Here is a 21535-nt window from a genome sequence, read left to right as displayed (position 1 = left end):
AGACTCAAATATATGAATATTGGTTTAATCATCGTCTTAGTAGCCGTTCTTTTGGTGTTAGTTTTAGGCTACAACATCATGCTTCAATATAAAGTTAAGGTAGAAACAGCGAAGAAACAGGAAGCTTCTCGTTATCTAACCATTATTGACGGTACAGAAGAACTGATTGGCAACGCTCATCACATGCCGTTTAGCCAAGATCTCCTTGTATGCTTAAACAATCGAATTCTTGATGCATTAGAAAACATGTATCAACTCGATCTAAAAAATAAGCAACTTGCCCAACGCATTGAAAGTGTAAAACAGCAAATCACTCAGCTTAAAGAGAACTACAAAGGTGGCGAGAGCACCGCTTTCCGCGTGCCAAGTAGTGACAAGCAAGCGATCATGATGCTTAAGTTAGTTAAGCGCCTGCGTGATACGGTGCGCAACGAGCACAATAAAGGCCGCTTTGAGACCCAAGCTTATGTTGTTGAGAATGCTCGTCTAGAGACAATTCAAATTCGCATCAACATTGAAAATGTCATCAAACGTGCAAACGATTCGATTTCTCGCGGGCAACCGGGAACAGCAATTCAGCTATTACGCAAAGGTATTGATGCTTTAGCGACTAAAAACGACTCGTACTCTAATCAAGCAAAAGAAAAGCTTCAACAGATGCTCAACGAGCTTGACCAGAAACGCCAAGACAAAAACGCTCAAGATTTACAGCAGATGGAATCTAAAGAGCGAGAAGACGATATGGACGCCCTTTTCGGTCAGAAGAAGAAATGGTAACAGTCTAATTCAGCACTTAAAGGCCGCCTTGTTTACATTAAATCGGCGGCCTTTTTTGTAGCGGTTGAATTTCCTTTCTCTGTATAGGGAGATCTCTTGAGCTGTGGTAAGATCCCCGCATTATCAACAAACTTTCCCTGACCATGTATCAAGAATTACTCGCTCCAATCCACTCTTTTCTTAAAGCCGAAACGCCAGATTCATGGATAAATGAAGCCAAAAAGCCTGAAAACCTTCACATCATTCTACGCGATCACATGCTGTGTGAACTTAAAGCTGCACAGAGTGCTTTGTTCCTTATCCGTAAGTATGCGGTAGATAAAGAAAGCGCGAAGCAACTGAATGAATGGATTTTGCCATATGAGCAATTTGCTTACCGTCGTGTCGGAGATCTAGAATCTCTGCGTGGTAAAAGCAACGTATCCAAGCAAATCACCGCGAAAGAAGGCTGTAATTACGGTGCTGACCTGATTGATAAAATGGTGCTGCTAATTAAAGAAGAACTGCATCACTTTTATCAAGTTATGGAGTTGATGGTAAAGAAAGGCGTGACGTATCAACCGATTGAAGCGGGTCGTTATGCTAAAGGTTTAATCAAGCAAGTGAAAACTTACGAGCCAGATGCTCTGGTTGATAAACTTATCATCGGGGCGTTTATTGAAGCTCGCTCTTGTGAACGCTTCGCTAAATTAGCTCCTTTCTTGGAAGAAGACATGGAGAAGTTTTACGTGTCTCTACTTCGTTCAGAAGCTCGCCACTACCAAGACTACCTTGAGCTAGCAGAGCAGATCGCAGGGAAAGATATCTCTGAACGCATTGCACACTTTGCTCAAGTAGAAGCTGACCTTATTACTTCAGAAGACAGTGACTTTAAATTCCATAGTGGTGCGCCGGTTTAACTATCTAGCCCAAACGAACTCTGTTTTTCGAAAACAAACAAGAAGGCCAGCAATTGCTGGCCTTCTTTATTCGTATCGTTAGCTTATAAAAGAAACTTAAGCCAGAGTGCCGTTAATCTCAGCAAGAACCGCTGCAGGGTCTATAGCTTGAGTAATTGGGCGACCGATAACTAGGTAGTCAGAACCTGATTCAATCGCTTTAGAAGGCGTCATAATACGCTTCTGGTCACCAACATCAGCACCTACAGGGCGAATACCTGGAGTCACTAGTTTAAACTCCTGACCAAGTGCACCTTTCAACAATGAAGCCTCTTGTGCTGAACATACCACACCGTCTAAACCCGAGTTTTTAGTAAGAGAAGCCAAGCGCATTACTTGCTGTTGTGGCTCTAGGTCTAAACCGATACCCGCTAGATCAGACTGCTCCATACTGGTTAGTACTGTTACACCGATAAGCAGCGGACGATCTTTACCATACGGTTCTAAGATTTCACGAGAAGCCGTCATCATGCGCTCACCGCCACTTGCGTGTACGTTCACCATCCATACGCCAAGTTCAGCAGCAGCGCGCACTGCTTTTGAACATGTGTTAGGAATGTCGTGGAATTTAAGGTCTAAGAATACTGAGAAACCACGCTTATGTAATTCACGAACAAACTCAGGGCCAAACAAGGTAAACATCTCTTTGCCGACTTTTAAGCGGCAAGATGCTGGGTCAATACGATCAACAAAGGCTAACGCATCCGTTTGGTTGTCATAATCCAAGGCTACAATGATTTTTTGGTCGTTCATTTCATCTCCTAACGCAGTTAACTTTCTACAAAATATTTACTCACCTACACATAGCGGGTGATAAATAACAGTCATAAAAATGCAGCCCGAAAGCTGCAATTAAAAATTTGGTCTTAAAATGACCACAAATCTATTCACCATCAAGCCCACGAATAGGCTTGATCGTCCCCCACCCTTTACATGAAGGGCAGTGCCAATACATTGAGTGTGTTGAGAAACCACACTGGCGGCAACGGTAATGAGGCTTAACTTTAAGCTGCTCACCAACCATGGATTGAAGCGTGGTTAAGCTATCTTTCGCTCGACCTTCTTCTGCTTCTGCTAGGTGATAATCGATTAATCGGTAAAAACCTTTCATGGTTGGATTTTTAACAAGTTGCTTGGTGAGTAGCTCTTGAGCAGAGCCAACATCTTCATGGTGAGCAACTAATTGAGCAAGCATTAGTTCCGCAGATACGCCGGCTTTCTTCTGGATACACGCTTTAAGGAATTCGACCAGTTGAGCTTCTTGTCCAAGCTTGTGGTAACACTCAGCAAGGGTTGGCAACACCTCACTAATGAAGTCGATATCTTGCTCGAGTACCGATTCCAGACAATCGATAGTCTTTTGGTAATCTTCGTTCGCTAAATGAAACTTACCTAAAGCAATGCTAGCACGAACACATTTAGGATCCTCAGACAGAGCCTTCTTGAAGTGTTGAAGCGCCTTAGACCTGTTACCGTCGGCTTGTTCTTGCATCGCAAGCTCACACCAGAAATGCGCGACTGTGGCACGCATCTTCATTTTCTTCTTACCGAGTTTGACTAAAATATTTCCGTAATGGATAGCTTTGTTCCACTCACGTGTTTGCTGATAAATAGCAACCAACTGTTGCAGAGCACCCTCTTTGTGGTCGGGTTCTTCTACAAGCTGTTCAAAGATTTTTTCGGCGCGGTCAAGAAAGCCAGAGACCATATAGTCTTTAGCTAATTGTTGCAGTGCGAGGTTTTTCTGATCGAGCGTTAATCCCGAACGAGAGATAAGATTTTGGTGAATGCGAATAGCGCGGTCGACTTCGCCTCTTGAGCGGAACAAGTTGCCCAAAGCCAAGTGAGTATCGATGGTTTCATTGTCTACTTGAAGTAGCTCTATGAAGTGATCAACCGCTTTGTCAGATTGGTCTGACAGTAATAGGTTCAAACCCGTCACGTATTGACGGGAGATCTGGTGTGATTGTTTTTGTTTTTCTTGCTGAGCATTACGATTACCCATATACCAGCCATAAGCGGCTGCGATGGGCAAAAGTAAGAACAGTAACTCTAACATCAAATATAGCCTTTAAGCTTTAGTATCAGCAGCGACCTGCTTTGATTGCTTATTGAGTTGCTTCTTCAAGCGATGAATTTTTAGCTGAGACCGCATGTGCATATTACCAAAGACTAACCAAGCAAGGGCAAAGCCTGAAACGAATACAACACCTAATAAACTTGATAGGTGGAAGTCACCTTGCGCTAGCAGATAGTTGAAATTCACAGTTGTTTGGTTTTGAGAGCCTAAAGCCAGTGCAATTAGGAAAAGTGCGATAACGGCGACTATTTTTATAATTTTCATAGTTCATCACTCATTGGTTGGTTAGCTGTACGATTATGCAGGAAAATTACTAATCAGACCACCATATTATGGTCATAAAAAAGCGGCATACATTATAGTATGCCGCTTTTCTTAATTCCGATAAGTAGGCTACATTCCTGAGTTTACTCGTTCACGTAACTCTTTACCTGGTTTGAAGTGAGGAACGTATTTACCTTCTAACTCAACCTTGTCACCAGTCTTTGGGTTACGTCCAACACGAGGCTCACGATAATGCAGAGAAAAGCTGCCAAAACCGCGAATTTCGATTCGATCACCACTTTCTAGTGTTGAAGCCATATGCTCTAAAATGTCTTTTACAGCGTCTTCAATTTCTTTTGCAGAAAGATGCGTTTGCTCAGCGCACAGTCTTTCAATCAATTCAGACTTAGTCATAGTTACCCTCGTTGGTTTTCTTTTTAGAAATTATAGACCTATCGGAAAAATAAGCAAAAAAAAAGGAGCCTTACGGCTCCTTTCTTGGCTAGATAGCTATAATTCTCTTAATGAGAAGCTATTATTCGCCTTTAGCAGCTTTGAATGCGTCTGCCATTGCGTTACCGAACGCGCCTTCTTCAGACTTGTTCAGTGAAGCCATTGCTTCTTGCTCATCAGCTTCATCTTTAGCTTTGATAGATAGGTTGATTACGCGGTTCTTACGGTCTACACCAGTGAACTTCGCTTCAACGCTGTCGCCAACGCTTAGGATTAGAGATGCATCTTCGATACGGTCGCGAGAAACTTCAGAAGCGCGGATGTAACCTTCAACGCCTTCGATTAGCTCGATAGTAGCGCCTTTCGCGTCAACTGCAGTAACAGTACCGTTTACAAGAACACCTTTCTTGTTGTCAGCAACGTATGCGTTGAACGGGTCGTTTTCCATTTGCTTAACGCCAAGAGAAATACGCTCACGCTCTGCATCTACTGCTAGAACTACAGCAGAGATTTCGTCGCCTTTCTTGTATTCACGTACAGCTTCTTCGCCGGCAGCGTTCCAAGAAATGTCAGATAGGTGTACAAGACCGTCGATACCGCCTTCTAGACCGATGAAGATACCAAAGTCAGTGATAGACTTGATCTTACCAGTAACTTTGTCGCCCTTAGCTTGCATTTCTGCAAATGACTGCCATGGGTTAGCTTTACACTGTTTCAGACCTAGAGAGATACGACGACGTTCTTCGTCGATATCAAGAACCATAACCTCAACTTCGTCGCCAACATTAACAACTTTAGAAGGGTGGATGTTCTTGTTAGTCCAATCCATTTCAGAAACGTGTACTAGACCTTCAACGCCTTCTTCGATTTCAACGAAGCAGCCGTAGTCAGTTAGGTTTGTAACACGACCAGAAAGCTTGTGACCTTCTGGGTAACGCTTAGCGATTGCTACCCATGGATCTTCGCCTAGTTGCTTAAGACCTAGTGAAACACGAGTGCGCTCACGATCGAACTTAAGAACTTTAACTAGGATTTCGTCACCAACGTTAACGATCTCTGATGGGTGCTTAACACGCTTCCAAGCCATATCTGTGATATGTAGAAGACCGTCAACACCGCCAAGGTCAACGAATGCACCGTAGTCAGTAAGGTTCTTAACGATACCTTTAACTTCAGTACCTTCTTGTAGAGTTTCAAGAAGTTCGTCACGCTCAACACTGTTTTCAGATTCGATAACAGCACGACGAGAAACAACAACGTTGTTACGCTTCTGGTCTAGCTTGATTACTTTGAACTCTAGCTCTTTGTTTTCTAGGTGAGCAGTGTCACGGATAGGACGTACGTCTACTAGAGAACCTGGAAGGAAAGCACGGATACCGTTAAGTTCAACAGTGAAACCGCCTTTAACTTTACCGTTGATGATACCAACAACAGTTTCAGCTTCTTCGCAAGCTTTCTCAAGTACGATCCAAGCTTCGTGACGCTTAGCTTTCTCACGAGAAAGTTGAGTTTCACCGAAACCATCTTCAACAGCGTCTAGAGCTACATCTACTTCAGCACCAACTTCAACTTCAAGTTCGCCAGCAGCGTTCTTGAATTGTTCAGCAGGGATAGCAGATTCAGACTTAAGACCAGCGTCTACAAGAACGAAACCGTTCTCGATAGCTACTACAGTACCTTTAACGATGCTGCCTTGTTGGAATTCAGTTTCAGATAGAAACTCTTCAAAGAGTTGAGCAAAAGATTCAGTCATTATTTAATCTTCAATAATTAAACGTCCATGGGTATCCTACCGCATGGGGTTGATAAATTCGCCGGTCATCATCCTTGCGACCAACGTTCGTACTAGCTCGGCGAAATTACCCAGCCAGTTTCGATTCAATATAGTGTAGTGCTTTTTCTACTACCTGCTCAATATTCATTGAGGTGGAATCAAGCACTAGAGCATCCTCTGCAGGGCGAAGTGGCGCCACTGGGCGATTACGATCTCGGTCGTCTCGCTCTTGGATCTCGCTCAAAAGGTCGTCAAATTTAACATCTAACCCCTTCTGTTGCAACTGTTTAAGGCGGCGACTCGCACGCTCTTCAGCACTTGCATCTAAAAATATTTTCGCTTCAGCTTCAGGAAACACAACCGTTCCCATGTCACGACCGTCTGCAACCAAACCAGGCGCAGCGCTGAATGCACGTTGACGACGAAGCAGTGCTTCGCGAACGCGAGGTAAAGCAGCAACTTTTGAAGCCGCCATGCCGGTCTCTTCTTTACGAAGTTCACCAGACACATCTTCACCTTCTAGGATAACCTTAACTAAGTCGCCTTCAGCAATAAACTGCACGTCTAAGTGTGTAGCAAGCGGTACTAAAGCATCCTCTGATTCAGTATCCACACCATGGTGAATTGCCGCTAAAGCCAATACGCGATAGATCGCGCCTGAGTCTAGAAGATGAAAGCCTAGCTTATCTGCTAGCAACATACACAGGGTACCTTTACCTGCACCACTTGGTCCATCAACCGTAATCACTGGGCTTTGAGAAGGCATCTTTTACTCCACGTTTTGTCGTAAGTTTTATTCTGTACTAGCGATTCGCCACTACTTTATGGCGGCATATTATAGAGAAAAATTGGAACTCGAGCGAGCTAAATCTCAGATAATTCCGTGTTGATGATGCATAAACCAATGCAACTATCTCAATATCCGTTTGCTTAGGTCAATAAGACACGCACGCTCTTTTCGATAGCGCACTTTTCGATAGATAGAAAAAAGCCTCGCAATAGGCAAGGCTCATCATTTTTCATTTTATAGAGCAAAGAAGAACTCGCTCAAAGAAGCTTAGCCAATAATAGCTCGAACCGCTTCTAGGTCTTCAGGCGTATCAACACCAGCAGCCGGCGCTTCCGCCGCAACGTCTACGTGGATTTTTTCACCGTACCAAAGTACTCGTAATTGCTCTAGGCACTCAATACGTTCAAGAGTGCTTGGTTCCCAATTAATGTAGGTATTGATAAAACCCGCTCGGTAAGCATAGATACCAATATGACGAAGCAAAGGAGATTCCGCTGCAGTACCGTTGTTCGCGTAAGCATCGCGATCCCAAGGGATGGTTGCTCGGCTAAAATATAAGGCGTAACCGTCTTTATCGGTCACAACTTTAACGGCGTTAGGGTTAAACACTTCATCAGCATGAGTAATTTCCACACCTAACGTTGCCATCGGAGCTGTACTGTTCGCGAGGTTATTCGCAACCTGATTAATGATCGCAGGTGGGATAAGTGGCTCATCACCTTGAACATTCACGATAATATGATCATAAGGAATTTTCATAACTTCAATCACTTCAGCTAGGCGTTCAGTACCGGACTCATGATTCGGTGATGTCATACAAACGGTCGCGCCAAATGCTTTAGCCGCTTTTTCAACTCGAGCGTCGTCGGTAGCGATAATAACGTTATCGGCACCCGCTTTCATTGACTGTTCGTATACCCATTGAATCATCGGCTTTCCACCAATGTCAGCAAGTGGCTTCCCTGGTAAACGGCTCGATTGGTATCTTGCAGGTATAACAACCGTATAAGACATTACTTACCCTCATCCATAGAAACGGTGCGAGCTTCAGGTTCTAAAAGAACAGGAATACCCTCTTTAATTGGGTAAGCAAGGCGATCAATTTTACAAACAAGCTCTTGCTTATCCTTGTCAAAAGTTAGTTTACCTTTACATACAGGGCAAGCAACGATCTCAAGTAGACGGTGATCCATAGTATTCCATAACCTCTTTTATTCTTTTTAAAATTTGCTGTTGCGAATCTTCATCAAACTGCGCAGAAACTGGAAGATACCACCAGTTATCTTGAGCATATTCTTCGCATTTTACAGCGTCTTTTTCTGTCATAATCAGATTCATACCTTTCTTAGCTAAGGCATGAAGTTCATCTTTATCAAAATCTTGATGGTCGGCGAAGCCCTGGGTAAAAACCACATCACCATCAAGATCTTCCAATGTTTTAAAAAAGCGCGGTGGGTGGCCAATACCGGCAAAAGCCACCAGTTTGTGTAATTCTGCCACAGACCTTTTCTGGCCAGTCTTGAGGTTAACCGCTTGGCTTGGAAGCAAAGATATCGTGAACTCTCGCCCGTGCGCTTTACCGCCATTGTTCACCAAAAAGTCGACTTCATCTAAACGAGATACAGGCTCTCGTAATGGACCTAAAGGAATCAAGCTCTCGCTACCAAAGCGTCTTGCGCCGTCGATAACCGCAAATTCAATGTCGCGTTCAAGTGCGTAGTGCTGAAGGCCATCATCAGTGATAATCACATCAACGCCTTTGCTCAACAATGCTTTTACCGCGTTAGCGCGCACAGGATCGACTGCAACTGGCGCACCAGTTCGCTTCCGAATCAAGCGAGGTTCATCACCAGAGTGTTCTGCTGGTGTATTTTCATCCAACACCAACGGATAGCTTGGTGCTTTTGCACCGTAGCCACGAGACACGACTCCGGGTTTATAGCCGTGAGCCTGAAGCATCTCTACTAACCAAATCACAACCGGTGTTTTACCATTTCCACCAGCAGTAATATTGCCCACAACAATAACAGGTAAAGGCGGGCGGTAGGTCTCTTTCTTCCCAGAGAGGTAAGCCTCACGACGTTGACCACTAATCAATTTGAACAGCAGACTCAACGGCCACAACAGTGGCCAGAGAAGGTATTTTAACGGGTGATTGCTAAACCAAATCTTTTCGATCACAACAAGACCTAATCTTATCCGCTAAACTGAATTCGGTGCAGTTGAGCATAGGCGCCATCATGTGCGATTAGCTCAGTATGCGCACCCCTTTCTACAATACGACCATCATCAACCACTAGAATCTCATCGGCTTGCTCGATGGTAGAGAGTCGGTGTGCGATAACCAATACTGTTTTGTCTTTCTGCAGTTCTTCTAGTGCAGATTGAATCGCTCTCTCTGACTCTGTATCAAGTGCAGACGTTGCCTCATCAAGAATCAAAACCGGTGCATCTCTCAATAGAGCTCGAGCAATCGCAATACGTTGCCTTTGACCACCTGATAAATTGCCACCGTTCTCGCCAACAACCGTATCAATACCGTTTTCCATATTTTCGATAAACTCACTCGCATGGGCAAGTTTAGCTGCATGTTCAATCTGCTCTCGAGAAAATTCATCGTTTGTTGCGTAAGCGATGTTGTTCGCGACCGTATCATTAAATAGATGCACATTTTGAGAAACAAGAGCAAAGTGTTCCCGCAGATTTCTCAATTCATAATCACGAATGTCGTGGCCATCAAGCTCAATTGAACCTGAGTCTACGTCATAAAAACGAGTAAATAAGTTGGCAATGGTACTCTTGCCCGAGCCAGAACGCCCAACAAGCGCAACCGTTTTGCCTTTCGGTATATTGAAGCTCACCTTATCGAGTGCTGGTTTCTCTGCGCCCTCATAGGTAAACGTCACATCTTTTACAGCAACTTCACCGCTTACGGTTGCAGGTTTCAACGTACCTTTGTTTTGTTCTGTATCGAGATCCATCAAACCAAATAGCGTGGTACTGGCCGCCATACCACGTTGAAACTGAGAAGTTACACTCGTCAACGCCTTCAATGGACGCATTAAGCCAAACATTGCCGAAAAGATAACGGTAAACGTACCAGGAGTGAGCTCAGCTCGGATAGAGTCAAAACTAGCTAAGATCAAAACAGTAACAACGGCAACAGATGCAATCATTTGAATTATTGGGTTAGCGGCCGCTTGCGCGGTTACTAACTTCATACTCTGTTGGCGCATTTGGTTACTAACTTGATCAAAACGTTGCTTCTCGACGTCTTGACCACCATAAGTTAGAACCACTTTGTGCCCTTTTAACATTTGCTCTGCAGACGACGCTACATGGCCCATACTGGTCTGCATGTTCTTCGAGATCTTTCTAAATCGCTTCGATACTATGGTAATAGCCCAAGCGACAACAGGTGCTACAGCGAATAACACCAAAGACAACTGCCAACTATTCCAAAACATCAGCGTCAACAAGCCAATAATACTTGCACCTTCACGGACAATACTGACTAACGCTTTACTAGTTGCTGCAGACACTTGCTCTGAATCGTACGTAATTCGAGATAGCAATGCACCAGTTTGCTCTTTATCAAAGAACGACACAGGCATATGCATGAAATGGCTGAAAATCTTACGACGAATTTCCATCACCACATTGCCTGAGACCCAGCTCAAACAATAAGTTGAAACAAAACCACTGACACCACGAATGAACATCATGGCAAAGATAATAAGTGGAAGTGTACGTAAAAAATCAGATTCAGCATTACCAAAGCCCTCGTCAAGTAACGGCTTTAGTAAGGAAATCATATAGGTATCAGAGACAGCATTTATAATAAGCGCAATAACCGCAACACCTAGGCCGGCCTTATAGAGTCGAATATAAGTCCAAAGTCTTTTAAATGTGACCCAGGTAGTTTCATCTGTTTGTGTTGACATAGAATCGCTTAATTTTCTCACAATAATCTATCTATTCTACTCCCTTACGAAGCATCTGCCTATACCACTGCCCGCCTTGTTGTTCTCTAATCGCATGATATTGCCAACCTTCTTTACTAAAAGTGATGGTTATTTGTCCGCTTTCTCCAGTATCTAGCCAAGTGCTCCCCGCTTCCTGATACCGCCCGACAACTGATTCGTTCGGCATTCCCCATTGATTACCTTTGGCCAGAGAAGCTATCGCCAGTTGAGGAGATACGGCTTCAATAAAGGGCTTAATCGAAGACGAATCGCTACCATGATGCGGAACCAACATTACATCACTCCTTAGCAGTTCTCCTTCACGAGCAAGTAACCACTCACTTACCAATTCAATATCACCAGTGAGCAACATTGAGAAATCTGCACTAGGGTCTGAAATCTTTACCACACACGAATGTGGGTTATACGCCCTCTTTACTTGCTTAGGAGGCCACATCACCTCAAAAACAATATCTTGCCAGTTCCAAACCTCTCCAATAGTACATGCTTGAATATTAGACGGTGCTTGAGTGGGAGATTTGGGTTGTTGATGAATGTTCTGACTGGTTCTTATCCACTTTGGCGTATAGTTCTCAAGTACCGCTGGATAACCACCTGCATGATCAGAATCGAAATGACTCACAATCACGCCTTCTAACTCATGAATCCCCCGCTGATTCAAAGTAGGGATCAACAAAGACTCAACAACCGAGCCTCCTGGCCACGCATTGCCAAGATCATAAACAACAATCTGATTGTTCTTTTCCAAGACCAAAGACAACCCATGCCCAACATCCAAGATATCAATAGTTAGTTTGTCTTGCTGGGGTTTGCTGAACTCCCACCACAACACAAACATTGCTGTTACTAATATAGAGAATGCTCGCTTGAAATACCGACTAACAAAGCTCAAAAACAAGATAAGGGATACTGATAATGCAATCGTCTGATTATCGACTTGGATCCAAAATCGCTCAGAGAAAGGAAGGCTAAATACGAGAGGCTCAAGCGATAAGTCAACCAACATCCACAGCTGACTTACCCAACTGTTGTCTAGCGCTATTAAACTAGCCACACCAGACACTGACTCCGATATTAAGCTTAGAAACATTGCCAGAAACAACAACGGGATCGTCACCAATGATACCCAAGGCAGAAGTAGTAAGTTATAGAAAACCGAGATCAGGCTAACCCCTTTAAAGAACAACATAGAAAAGGGAGCGATAAGTATTGTCAGCATTAGCTGTATTTTGATGAGTTGCAATACTCGGCTCATAAGCGTGATATTTAACGAAGATGAAGTACTGTTTAAAGCAATGTAGAGAACCGCACCCAAAGCACCAAAGGACAACCAAAAGCTACTCGACAATGCTGAGAATGGCCAAATAAATAAGACCACGCACAGACTTAAAGCCACATAACGGACCAAGCTGATATTTTGACCACGCCACAAAAAATAGCTTGCGATAACACACATCACAAGCGCCCTTAACGTAGGTAATGTAAAGCCAGCAAACCAACTGTAAAAAGACGCCAACCCTAACCCGAACAGTGTAGGTAGCCAAAGAAGCTGAGGTGATAATACTCTAACAAACTTCCCCAACTGATAACCAATGCCAAAGGCTATGCTGATATGCAATCCAGAAATAGCCATCAAGTGAATCAACCCACTGCTTTTGAGCAAATCCCATCGCTGGGGTGGAATAAGGTCACGATAACCAAAACTCAACGCCATAATGAGGTCTGCATTCGCTAGTTGGTTCAATCTTTCTAAACTGCTTTCAAACCACAGAGAACGTAAGTTGGTGCTTGAGTGAATTCGGTATTTGCTATCGGCCCTGTAAGTTGCATTGGCAACCACGCCTGCACTAAACAAGTACTTTTCTAAATCAAAGCCGGCTTCATTGAGTTTGCCCCATACAGGCTTTATGGACACAGATAAATTGACATCATCTCCAAGCGTTAACTTAAAAGGAGTAAACAAACGCAATTTTATCAATTGAGGAAAGATTAATTTTTCGCCTCCAATTGATCTGGCTACTATTGCGCTTTCAAAACCGTGGCTATTTTCACTAAAAAGGCTAACAATCGACGCATTTATGGTAGTATTCGGCCCTGATTGGAATAAGCGACTCGTTTGTATTTCAATCGCATTCCCTAGGCAGATAACTAGTATCAATGCTGTTACTGGACCTCTTGCACTCCGGAAAACGCTATACTTTGTCGATGCTAGCAGTAACAACAGCATCAATGGTGCCCAAACCCAATGTGGCATCACAGGCCAGAAGCTGGCAGACACAACTGTCGCAGCAAATGAAATCAAGAACCAAGTGTTAAACAAGAGAGTAGCTTCCTCCTATGCCAAGAAAGTTAATCAAACGATTTATGCCTGACCATGACCTAATCAAGCGTCAGAAAGCATTGAAAGTTTTTGGCAATGTTTTGTACAACCCCAATTTATGGTGCCTTAATCGTCGCTCTGCGGCTGGCGCGTTTGCTGTTGGGTTATTCATGGCGTTTGTCCCTCTACCAAGTCAAATGATTATGTCTGCAGGCCTTGCTGTCGCATGTGGTGTTAACCTGCCTTTGGCTGTCGCGCTTGTTTGGATCAGTAACCCGGTCACCATGCCTGTTCTCTTCTACTTTGCTTATAAAGTCGGGGCGTTTGTTATGCATGTACCACCTCAAGCCTTTCATTTTGAATTGTCTTGGGACTTCATCTTGGCGCAAATGAGCACTATAGGGCCTCCGTTCTTATTGGGTTGTCTGATTTGTGGCGTGGTTTCAGCAATGATTGGCTACTTTGGTATTCGCGGTTTATGGCGTTACTCAGTAGTAAGAAGTTGGAAGAAGCGACAAGCAAGGCATTGAACACCATTCCTTGTTATTCAATCTAACCTTGTATCTGCTTCACTTAAAACGCACGCAAGTTAAAATCGGATGAGCCACTTACCTCAGCAAGATTGGCATGTAACGAAAGTCGTAAAGAACACGAATTGAATTCAATAAAAAAGGATCCCATTGGATCCTTTTTTGTGTTTATCGAAGCGGGACTGATTTGTTATTGAGGCTAATGCTATTTAGAACTAAGCACTGAGGCTGGGTTTAACTTCGCCGCGCGTGATGCTGGATACCATGTCGCCAGCAAGCTCAATACAATCGCGGTACCGGAGACCACAACAACATCCGTCATATCAAGTTGTGATGGCAAAAAGTCGACAAAGTAGATATCACCGGACAAGAACTGGTGATCGACCAGCTTTTCAAGCCCTTTGATAAGCGTGGTGAGATTCAGCGCCACCAACACACCTATCGCACTCCCGACTAAACTGCCTAACACACCTGAGAATACGCCCTGCCAAACAAAGATGCGCTTCACAAGACCATCTGATGCGCCCATTGTTCTTAAAATCGCGATCTCTGATGCTCTATCTTTTACAGCCATCATTAAGGTCGAGACGATGTTGAAACAAGCAACACCAATAACCAGTACCATCACCAGATACATGATAGTACGAACCAGTTGAATATCTCGATACAAGAAGCCAAACTTCTGCTGCCAGCTGCGCAGGTACACATACACATCAAGCTGATTACCCACTTCACGCACAATAGAGTTCGCGTTCAGCACATCGGTCACTTTCAAAGATACTCCAGTCACCGCCTCACCTAAGTTGGCGTAGACCTGAGCATCACCAATCGGGATCAGAGCCAAGCTGTGATCTATCTGACCATTAAGCGTCAGCAAGCCAACCACTTTCACTCGAACACGCTTTGGTGCTTGAACTTTCACCGACCCATTCACCGTCGGGATCATCAGAGTTAGGTAATCACCGACTTTCGCGCCGAGTACATTGGCCACGCCAGAACCCAAGATAATCTGTTGTTGCCCTGCCTTAAACTCGCTCCAAGCTTGCTTATCGATAAAACTCGATAAGCTCGATACTTGTTGCTCAAGTTGTGGGTCAACGCCTCGAACTTCAATCGCTTTTAGCTCTTTGCCCTTTTCGGCAAGCGCGGTAATCTTCACATAAGGTGCCGCCGCTACAACATCATCATGTTGGGTCGCTTGCTCGATCACATGCTCCCAACGTGTCACAGGTTCATTGACTCCCTCAAATTCTCCATGCGGGATAACAGAAAGCACCCGTGACTGCAGTTCACGCTCAAAGCCATTCATCGCAGATAAGCCAATAATGATCACCGCGACGCCGACAGCAATACCAATTGTCGAAGACAATGAGATGAAAGACACCATCTTGTCTCGTTGTTTCGCTCGGCTAAATCGGCCACCTATCAATAGAGATAAAGAAGAAAACACTTAGCTCTCCTCTTTTTCTACGTTGACCAGTAAACCGTCTTGCATGTGAAGTTGGCGATCCATCTTACCGGCAAGTTCACCATCGTGAGTCACGACCAAAAAGGCGGTATCGTACTCGTGGTTAAGTTCACGCATTAAGTCGTAAATAGACAATGCTGTGTTGTGGTCAAGGTTACCTGTTGGTTCATCCGCCAGCACCAAAGCCGGCTTATTAACTAAAGCTCGCGCAATCGCCACACGTTGTCTCTCACCACCAGAAAGCTCTGAAGGTCGGTGATCAACACGATGACTCAATCCGACTTTATCCAACAAACGTTGTGCTTCTTCTTTCGCTTTCGCTGGCTTTTCACCACCAATAAGTAATGGCATCGCTACGTTTTCAAGCGCCGAGAAGTCCGAAAGAAGATGATGGAATTGATAAACAAAACCAAGGTGCTGATTACGAAGCTTGGCTTGCTTATTCGAACTCAAAGACGCTAAGTCCTGCCCGAGAAAACTCACACTGCCGTCAGAAGCATCATCCAATGCCCCTAAAATATGCAATAGCGTACTTTTACCTGAACCAGAGGTACCAATGATTGCAACCAGTTCACCCTTTTCGATTTCAAAGCTGACTCCCTTGAGAACCTCAGTATCTAACGAGCCTTCACGGTACGTTTTACGGATATCATTACATTGAAGAAAATTACTCATAACGAAGGGCCTCAGCAGGTTTCACAGACGATGCACGATAAGAAGGGAATACAGTGGCAATCAGGCTAAGTGCAATAGCAAGAACCACAACAATAGCGATTTGAATTGGGTTAATCAAAATTGGTAGCTGACCACCAAATGAGAATAGAGCAACGCCCATCGCCTCTAAAATAGTATTAAGGTTCATCGCTAGGGCAACACCTAACACACCACCAGATAGCGCGCCAATCACGCCACTACTTGCGCCTTGAACCATGAAGATCCCCATGACTTGACCATCAGTCATACCTTGGGTCTTAAGAATCGCGACTTCAGACTGCTTCTCCATCACCACCATGATAAGCGCCGAGATAATATTGAAAGCAGCAACACCGATGATCAGCCCCAGCATTAAGCCCATCATGTTTTTTTCCATACGAACGGCTTGGAATAGCTCGCCACGTTGATCACGCCAATCACTCCACAGCCAACCTTCTGGCAATGGCTGAGTCGATAACTCTGCAACTTCAAACGGGTCTTCAAAAAACAGTCGCCAGCCTGAAATAGTGTCTGATTTATAACGCATCAAACGCCCTGCATCTTGGATGTCTGTCACCATCAGTTGGGCGTCGATATCAGAACCTGTATTGAAAATACCGGCAACGGTAAAATTTCGCTGGCTTGGAATACGACCTAATGGCGTGTATTGACTCGCACTGGTCACCATCAGGCGAACTTTGTCACCCATAGATACCTTCAAATTTCTCGCCAAGGTGTGACCAAGGAAAAGCTGATACTGGCCAGCTTGGAGCGAAGACAATCTGCCCGCAATCAAGTGGTTCTGAAGAGGGTCATCTGAATTTGGTTCAATACCGATTAACAAGCCCGCAGATAACTGAGCAGGACTCTGAATCACCGCCTCACTGCGCACAATCGGTTCAACGTGACCATTAAGCGAGATTTGCTCTGCAAACTTAGGTGCTTGAGCAGAAAGTGACGTTGTGCCTCCTTGCTCGTAAACAACGGCTTGAGGAAGAACACCAAGAATTCGGTCTTTTAACTGCGCTTCGAATCCATTCATTACCGATAAAACAGTAACCAGAGACAGCACACCAATGGTGATTCCGGCTGTCGACATATAAGAAACAAAACGGCTAAAGCGATCACCTGAACGGCCTTTCAAATAACGCAGGCCAACAAACAATGAAATAGGATGAAACATACTTTGAACCATCTAAAGGAGATGCGGGTTAATGTAACGGGTATTGCCGTTACTGTGTAGGGGTTAATTGAAAATATAGAGTGAATTAACTCAATTAGTTAGGCTTGAAAAACAGAACCTTGTCAAATAGCCAACTTTCAAACAACTATTTGAGACTTTCAATTAACTGACCTTGATTACTGCGGCCACATAGCGATAATCAATAGATCACTTCAAGGAACTAACGCATGACAGAACAAGAGTTTTTCACCGTTCACCATAGCCTTACCGCTAATATTGAACCAATGGACAGCGGCTTCACTTTACCTTCTCAAATTCAATTCGAATCTGAGATCCCAGCACCATTTGTGGTGGCAAGTGAATTTAGCCAATTGGATCTGTTAGCTGACAGTGCTCGAGCAGAACTGAAAAACAGCGACTTGAAGAATGTCACCAGTTTATTGGATGCACAGAACTCAAAATTAAACCTATTGTTGAGCTTTATGTTATCGCAGCAAGATGATGAGAAATTTCGCACTCACACCTATTCATTTGGTGCGAGTCAATTTTCTTGTTTTTCAAAAGCAGACATCGAACCGGGTCGCTTGGTCAAGGCCAAGCTCTTTATTGAGCACCCTGCTGCGGCTATTTATTGCTACGCGAAAGTCTTCGCTAGCGAACCTAAAGATTCTGGCTTCGAAATCAAATTCAAATATGCTCATCTTCGTGATACTGACCAAGACTTGTTGATCAAGGCAGCGCTTCATCAACAGCAAAAGCTCTTGCGTCAACGCTCTCTAGACCGAGATAACAAGTAAATTAACATGACTAAAAAATCCATATTTACACTACCTAAACTTAAAGGTGCCGGTGACAAAAAGCACATCGGTAACCTAGTCGGTTCATCTCTCGCTCTTGCCATTGCCAAACTCGCAGAGCAACATAACAGTCATACAGTCTTGGCTGTACCCGACCCACAAATTGCGCTTAAGCTTCAATCTGAAATTGAACAGTTTACTGCACATGAAGTTGCGTTATTCCCTGATTGGGAAACGCTGCCATACGATAGCTTCTCGCCGCACCAAGAGATCATCTCAGATCGTATCGCACGCCTTTACGCACTGCCAACGTTAAAAGATGGCATCACGATCGTTCCGATCAGCACGTTATTACAACGCCAGTCACCGCGAGACTTTTTGCTACAACACACGTTAATGGTGAAAACGGGCGATCTCTACTCGCTTGAGAAACTGCGCTTGCAGCTTGAAAAGTCAGGCTATCGTTACGTTGATCAAGTGTTTGGCCCAGGTGAATACGCAAGCCGTGGTTCTATTCTCGATCTGTTCCCAATGGGCAGTAAAGACCCGTATCGAATCGATTTTTTCGATGACGAGATCGACACTATTCGTACTTTCGATCCTGAAAACCAGCGCTCTATCGAAGACATCTCTGAGATCCGTTTACTGCCAGCACACGAGTTTCCAACCTCAGAAAGCGCAATAGAAGATTTCCGAATTCGCTGGCGTCAAAAATTCGATGCACGTCGTGAACCAGAATCGGTTTATATGCAGGTTTCTAAGGGTACTTGGCCTGCTGGTATCGAGTATTGGCAGCCGCTGTTCTTCGATCACACTGAAACCTTGTTTGATTACGTTGCCGATGAAGCGCAACTCCTGATTCTAGGTGATGTCGAGACTGCTGTAGATTCATTCCTAACGGACGTTGCTCATCGATACGAACAGCGCGGTGTTGACCCATTACGACCACTGCTCACGCCTGAACAACTTTGGCTGAAGAAAGACGAGCTGTTCGCACACTTCAAACAGAAGCCGCAAGTCAATCTGAGCTTAGATTCAATAGAAGAGAAAGCGGGACGTACCAACCTTCCGGTTGTGTCTCTGCCTGATCTCAGCGTTCAACATCAGAATAAAGAACCTTTGTCTAACCTAAGAAAATTCACTGAAGCCTTCGATGGCAAAGTGGTTTTTTCGGTTGAGTCTGAAGGCCGCCGTGAAGCACTGAGTGAATTGCTTCACGGCATCAAAGTTCGTCCAAGCGAAGTTGAAAACCTCGACGCGGCGATTAAAGGTAAAGATAAGTTCACCCTGATCCTAGGTTCTGCTGAGCATGGCTTTATCCACGACGAGCAAAACATCGCCCTTGTCTGTGAAAGCGACCTGTTAGGTGATCGCGTTGTACAACGTCGTAAGAAAGACAAGAAAAGCGTTAACAGCGATACTGTCATTCGTCACTTAGCTGAACTTAAACCAGGTCAACCTGTTGTTCACATTGACCACGGTATTGGTCGCTACATCGGCCTGCAAACACTTGAAGCGGGTGGTATGAAAACAGAATACGTAACGCTTGAGTATCAAAATGATGCCAAGCTCTACGTACCAGTTGCTTCTTTAAACTTAATCGGACGTTACTCTGGTGGCGCTGAAGATTCAGCACCGCTACATAAACTCGGTGGCGAAGCATGGCAAAAAGCTCGAAAACGCGCCGCAGAGAAAGTCCGTGACGTTGCAGCAGAGCTACTTGATGTTTACGCTAAGCGCGAGCTAAAACCTGGCTACAAGTTTGTACTCGACCGTGGCCAATACGCAACCTTCAAGTCTGGTTTCCCATTTGAAGAAACCGATGACCAAGCAATGGCCATCAATGCTGTTATGTCTGACATGTGCCAAGCAAAGGCCATGGACCGTTTGGTGTGTGGTGATGTTGGCTTTGGTAAAACCGAAGTCGCGATGCGCGCGGCATTCGTATGTACCGACAACAGCAAACAAGTGGCTGTGTTAGTACCAACGACGCTACTTGCTCAGCAACACTTTGAAAACTTCCGAGACCGTTTCGCGAACCAACCGATACGTGTCGAAGTTCTGTCGCGATTTAAATCAGCTAAAGAACAGAAATTGATCATGCAAGATGTTGCCGACGGTAAGGTCGACATCTTGGTGGGTACTCACAAGCTGCTTTCCAGTGACCTTAAGTTTAAAGATCTTGGCTTGTTGGTTGTCGATGAAGAGCACCGTTTCGGTGTGCGCCAGAAAGAGAAAGTGAAAGCGATGCGAGCGGATGTCGACATCCTAACGCTAACCGCCACGCCTATTCCACGAACGTTGAATATGGCAATGAGTGGTATGCGTGACTTGTCTATCATCGCCACACCGCCAGCACGACGCTTGGCAATTAAAACCTTCGTCCGCGAGAGTGATGATGCGATCGTCAGAGAAGCGGTACTGCGTGAGATCATGCGTGGTGGTCAGGTTTATTTCCTGCACAACCAAGTCGACACAATTGAGAAAACAGCCGAATCACTACAGAAACTGATTCCAGAAGCGCGCGTTACCGTAGCTCATGGTCAGATGCGAGAGCGAGAGCTAGAACGCATCATGAATGACTTCTATCACCAGCGTTTTAACTTGCTAGTGTGTACAACCATCATCGAAACCGGTATCGACGTACCAACAGCGAACACCATCTTAATGGACAGAGCCGATAACCTTGGTTTAGCACAGTTGCACCAATTACGTGGGCGTGTGGGTCGTTCTCACCACCAAGCTTATGCTTACTTGTTGACACCACACCCTAAAGCAATGACCAAAGATGCGATCAAGCGATTGGATGCGATAGCTTCACTCGAAGACTTGGGCGCAGGCTTTACCCTAGCAACCCATGACTTGGAGATTCGTGGCGCAGGTGAGTTGTTAGGTGATGAACAGAGTGGCCAAATCCAGTCGGTTGGTTTCACCTTGTACATGGAGATGCTTGAACAAGCGGTTGAAGCATTGAAAGAAGGTCGAGAACCATCACTTGATGACCTACTGCGTGAACAAACTGAAATTGAGATGCGTCTTCCAGCACTATTGCCAGATGACTACATCCCAGACATCAATACACGTTTGTCTACCTATAAGCGCATTGCGAGTGTGAGTGACACCGACGAATTGGCCGAGTTGAAAGTCGAGCTGATTGATCGCTTCGGCCTTTTGCCTGATGCAACCAAGAACTTGTTGTCAGTTTCTGAGCTAAAATTAGCCGCAGCGTCTATCAAAGCGAAGAAAATTGAGGCTCACGATAAGGGTGGATTCTTAGAATTCTACCCGGATGCTGACATAAACCCGGCCTACCTTGTTAAACTGTTGCAATCTCAACCGCAAAAGTTTTCAATGGAAGGACCAACAAAGTTCAAGTTTACGATACCATTGGTCGACAGACGGAAACGAATTCAATTTGTTAGTGATTTATTGGGCGAATTCAGACAAAACTTGCTGCCTTCAGCATAAAGCCCAATCCACTT

Annotated in this window: 19 protein-coding genes; 5 read left to right on the top strand and 14 right to left on the bottom strand. The window is 44.6% G+C overall.

The genetic code is table 11. The features are described 5' to 3' along the window. Positions 1 to 12 precede the first annotated feature (12 nt). Positions 13 to 777 carry a DNA repair protein gene (locus tag OQJ75_RS12425; protein ID WP_265973637.1) on the top strand — a complete coding sequence of 255 codons (765 nt, stop codon included), beginning with the start codon at positions 13 to 15 and terminating at the stop codon, positions 775 to 777. A 143-nt stretch (positions 778 to 920) separates the two neighbouring features. Continuing rightward, positions 921 to 1676 (top strand): tRNA isopentenyl-2-thiomethyl-A-37 hydroxylase MiaE, encoded by a 756-nt coding sequence (miaE, locus tag OQJ75_RS12420; RefSeq protein ID WP_265973638.1) that lies wholly within the window; start codon positions 921 to 923, stop codon positions 1674 to 1676. 96 nt (positions 1677 to 1772) lie between these two features. Here miaE and pyrF read toward each other — a convergent pair whose 3' ends face one another. The 11 genes from pyrF to OQJ75_RS12365 all read right to left on the bottom strand — a co-directional run bounded on the left by pyrF (position 1773) and on the right by OQJ75_RS12365 (position 13184). Continuing rightward, on the bottom strand, positions 1773 to 2468 hold the full coding sequence (gene pyrF, locus OQJ75_RS12415; RefSeq protein ID WP_265973639.1) for an orotidine-5'-phosphate decarboxylase: 696 nt from the start codon (positions 2466 to 2468) through the stop codon (positions 1773 to 1775). Between the two features lie 130 nt (positions 2469 to 2598). Then, positions 2599 to 3774, bottom strand: a complete 1176-nt coding sequence (gene lapB / locus OQJ75_RS12410) for a lipopolysaccharide assembly protein LapB (RefSeq protein WP_016769333.1) — start codon at positions 3772 to 3774, stop codon at positions 2599 to 2601. Positions 3775 to 3786: 12 nt separating this feature from the next. Continuing rightward, complete coding sequence (locus tag OQJ75_RS12405) at positions 3787 to 4059, bottom strand: LapA family protein (RefSeq protein WP_017066774.1); 273 nt, start codon at positions 4057 to 4059, stop codon at positions 3787 to 3789. A 129-nt stretch (positions 4060 to 4188) separates the two neighbouring features. Then, positions 4189 to 4473 (bottom strand): integration host factor subunit beta, encoded by a 285-nt coding sequence (ihfB, locus tag OQJ75_RS12400; RefSeq protein ID WP_017060238.1) that lies wholly within the window; start codon positions 4471 to 4473, stop codon positions 4189 to 4191. A gap of 121 nt (positions 4474 to 4594) precedes the next feature. Then, complete coding sequence (gene rpsA, locus OQJ75_RS12395) at positions 4595 to 6265, bottom strand: 30S ribosomal protein S1 (RefSeq protein ID WP_010439921.1); 1671 nt, start codon at positions 6263 to 6265, stop codon at positions 4595 to 4597. Positions 6266 to 6371: 106 nt separating this feature from the next. Continuing rightward, positions 6372 to 7052, bottom strand: a complete 681-nt coding sequence (cmk, locus tag OQJ75_RS12390) for a (d)CMP kinase (protein WP_017060237.1) — start codon at positions 7050 to 7052, stop codon at positions 6372 to 6374. A 291-nt stretch (positions 7053 to 7343) separates the two neighbouring features. Then, the gene (kdsB, locus tag OQJ75_RS12385) at positions 7344 to 8090 is read right to left on the bottom strand and encodes a 3-deoxy-manno-octulosonate cytidylyltransferase (protein ID WP_265973640.1); all 747 of its coding nucleotides are present in this window, start codon (positions 8088 to 8090) and stop codon (positions 7344 to 7346) included. After that, the gene (locus OQJ75_RS12380) at positions 8090 to 8269 is read right to left on the bottom strand and encodes a Trm112 family protein (RefSeq protein WP_004736429.1); all 180 of its coding nucleotides are present in this window, start codon (positions 8267 to 8269) and stop codon (positions 8090 to 8092) included. Before OQJ75_RS12380 ends, kdsB begins: the two co-directional genes overlap by 1 nt. After that, positions 8250 to 9257, bottom strand: coding sequence for a tetraacyldisaccharide 4'-kinase (lpxK, locus tag OQJ75_RS12375; protein ID WP_265973641.1), 1008 nt, complete (start codon positions 9255 to 9257; stop codon positions 8250 to 8252). Before lpxK ends, OQJ75_RS12380 begins: the two co-directional genes overlap by 20 nt. Positions 9258 to 9271: 14 nt before the next feature. Beyond that, positions 9272 to 11020 carry a lipid A ABC transporter ATP-binding protein/permease MsbA gene (gene msbA, locus OQJ75_RS12370; RefSeq protein WP_265973642.1) on the bottom strand — a complete coding sequence of 583 codons (1749 nt, stop codon included), beginning with the start codon at positions 11018 to 11020 and terminating at the stop codon, positions 9272 to 9274. 31 nt (positions 11021 to 11051) lie between these two features. Then, on the bottom strand, positions 11052 to 13184 hold the full coding sequence (locus OQJ75_RS12365) for a DNA internalization-related competence protein ComEC/Rec2 (protein ID WP_265973720.1): 2133 nt from the start codon (positions 13182 to 13184) through the stop codon (positions 11052 to 11054). Positions 13185 to 13399: 215 nt separating this feature from the next. Here OQJ75_RS12365 and OQJ75_RS12360 point away from each other — a divergent pair, with 215 nt between their 5' ends. Next, the gene (locus OQJ75_RS12360; protein ID WP_265973643.1) at positions 13400 to 13912 is read left to right on the top strand and encodes a DUF2062 domain-containing protein; all 513 of its coding nucleotides are present in this window, start codon (positions 13400 to 13402) and stop codon (positions 13910 to 13912) included. Positions 13913 to 14117: 205 nt separating this feature from the next. Here the strand turns inward: OQJ75_RS12360 and lolE are convergent, their stop codons facing one another. From lolE to lolC, 3 genes are read right to left on the bottom strand one after another with little or no spacing between them, the layout of a single operon-like run. Continuing rightward, the gene (gene lolE / locus OQJ75_RS12355) at positions 14118 to 15362 is read right to left on the bottom strand and encodes a lipoprotein-releasing ABC transporter permease subunit LolE (protein ID WP_265973644.1); all 1245 of its coding nucleotides are present in this window, start codon (positions 15360 to 15362) and stop codon (positions 14118 to 14120) included. Then, on the bottom strand, positions 15363 to 16055 hold the full coding sequence (gene lolD, locus OQJ75_RS12350; protein WP_265973645.1) for a lipoprotein-releasing ABC transporter ATP-binding protein LolD: 693 nt from the start codon (positions 16053 to 16055) through the stop codon (positions 15363 to 15365). It lies immediately after the preceding gene. Then, entirely contained in the window at positions 16048 to 17256 is a 1209-nt protein-coding gene (gene lolC, locus OQJ75_RS12345; protein WP_265973646.1) for a lipoprotein-releasing ABC transporter permease subunit LolC, read from the bottom strand. Before lolC ends, lolD begins: the two co-directional genes overlap by 8 nt. Before the next feature lie 227 nt (positions 17257 to 17483). Between lolC and OQJ75_RS12340 the strand changes: the two genes are divergently transcribed. Together OQJ75_RS12340 and mfd are read left to right on the top strand one after the other, a co-directional pair. Further along, a complete protein-coding gene (locus OQJ75_RS12340; RefSeq protein WP_265973647.1) occupies positions 17484 to 18053 on the top strand; it encodes a PilZ domain-containing protein in 570 nt (189 codons plus the stop codon). Between the two features lie 6 nt (positions 18054 to 18059). Continuing rightward, a complete protein-coding gene (gene mfd, locus OQJ75_RS12335) occupies positions 18060 to 21521 on the top strand; it encodes a transcription-repair coupling factor (protein ID WP_265973648.1) in 3462 nt (1153 codons plus the stop codon). Positions 21522 to 21535: the final 14 nt, after the last annotated feature.

Origin of the sequence: Vibrio sp. 14G-20 (genome assembly GCF_026241515.1) — a bacterium.
GTDB lineage: Bacteria > Pseudomonadota > Gammaproteobacteria > Enterobacterales > Vibrionaceae > Vibrio.
The sequence above is the reverse complement of the archived record's forward strand: the minus strand, read 5'-3'. Positions and strand labels throughout refer to the sequence as shown.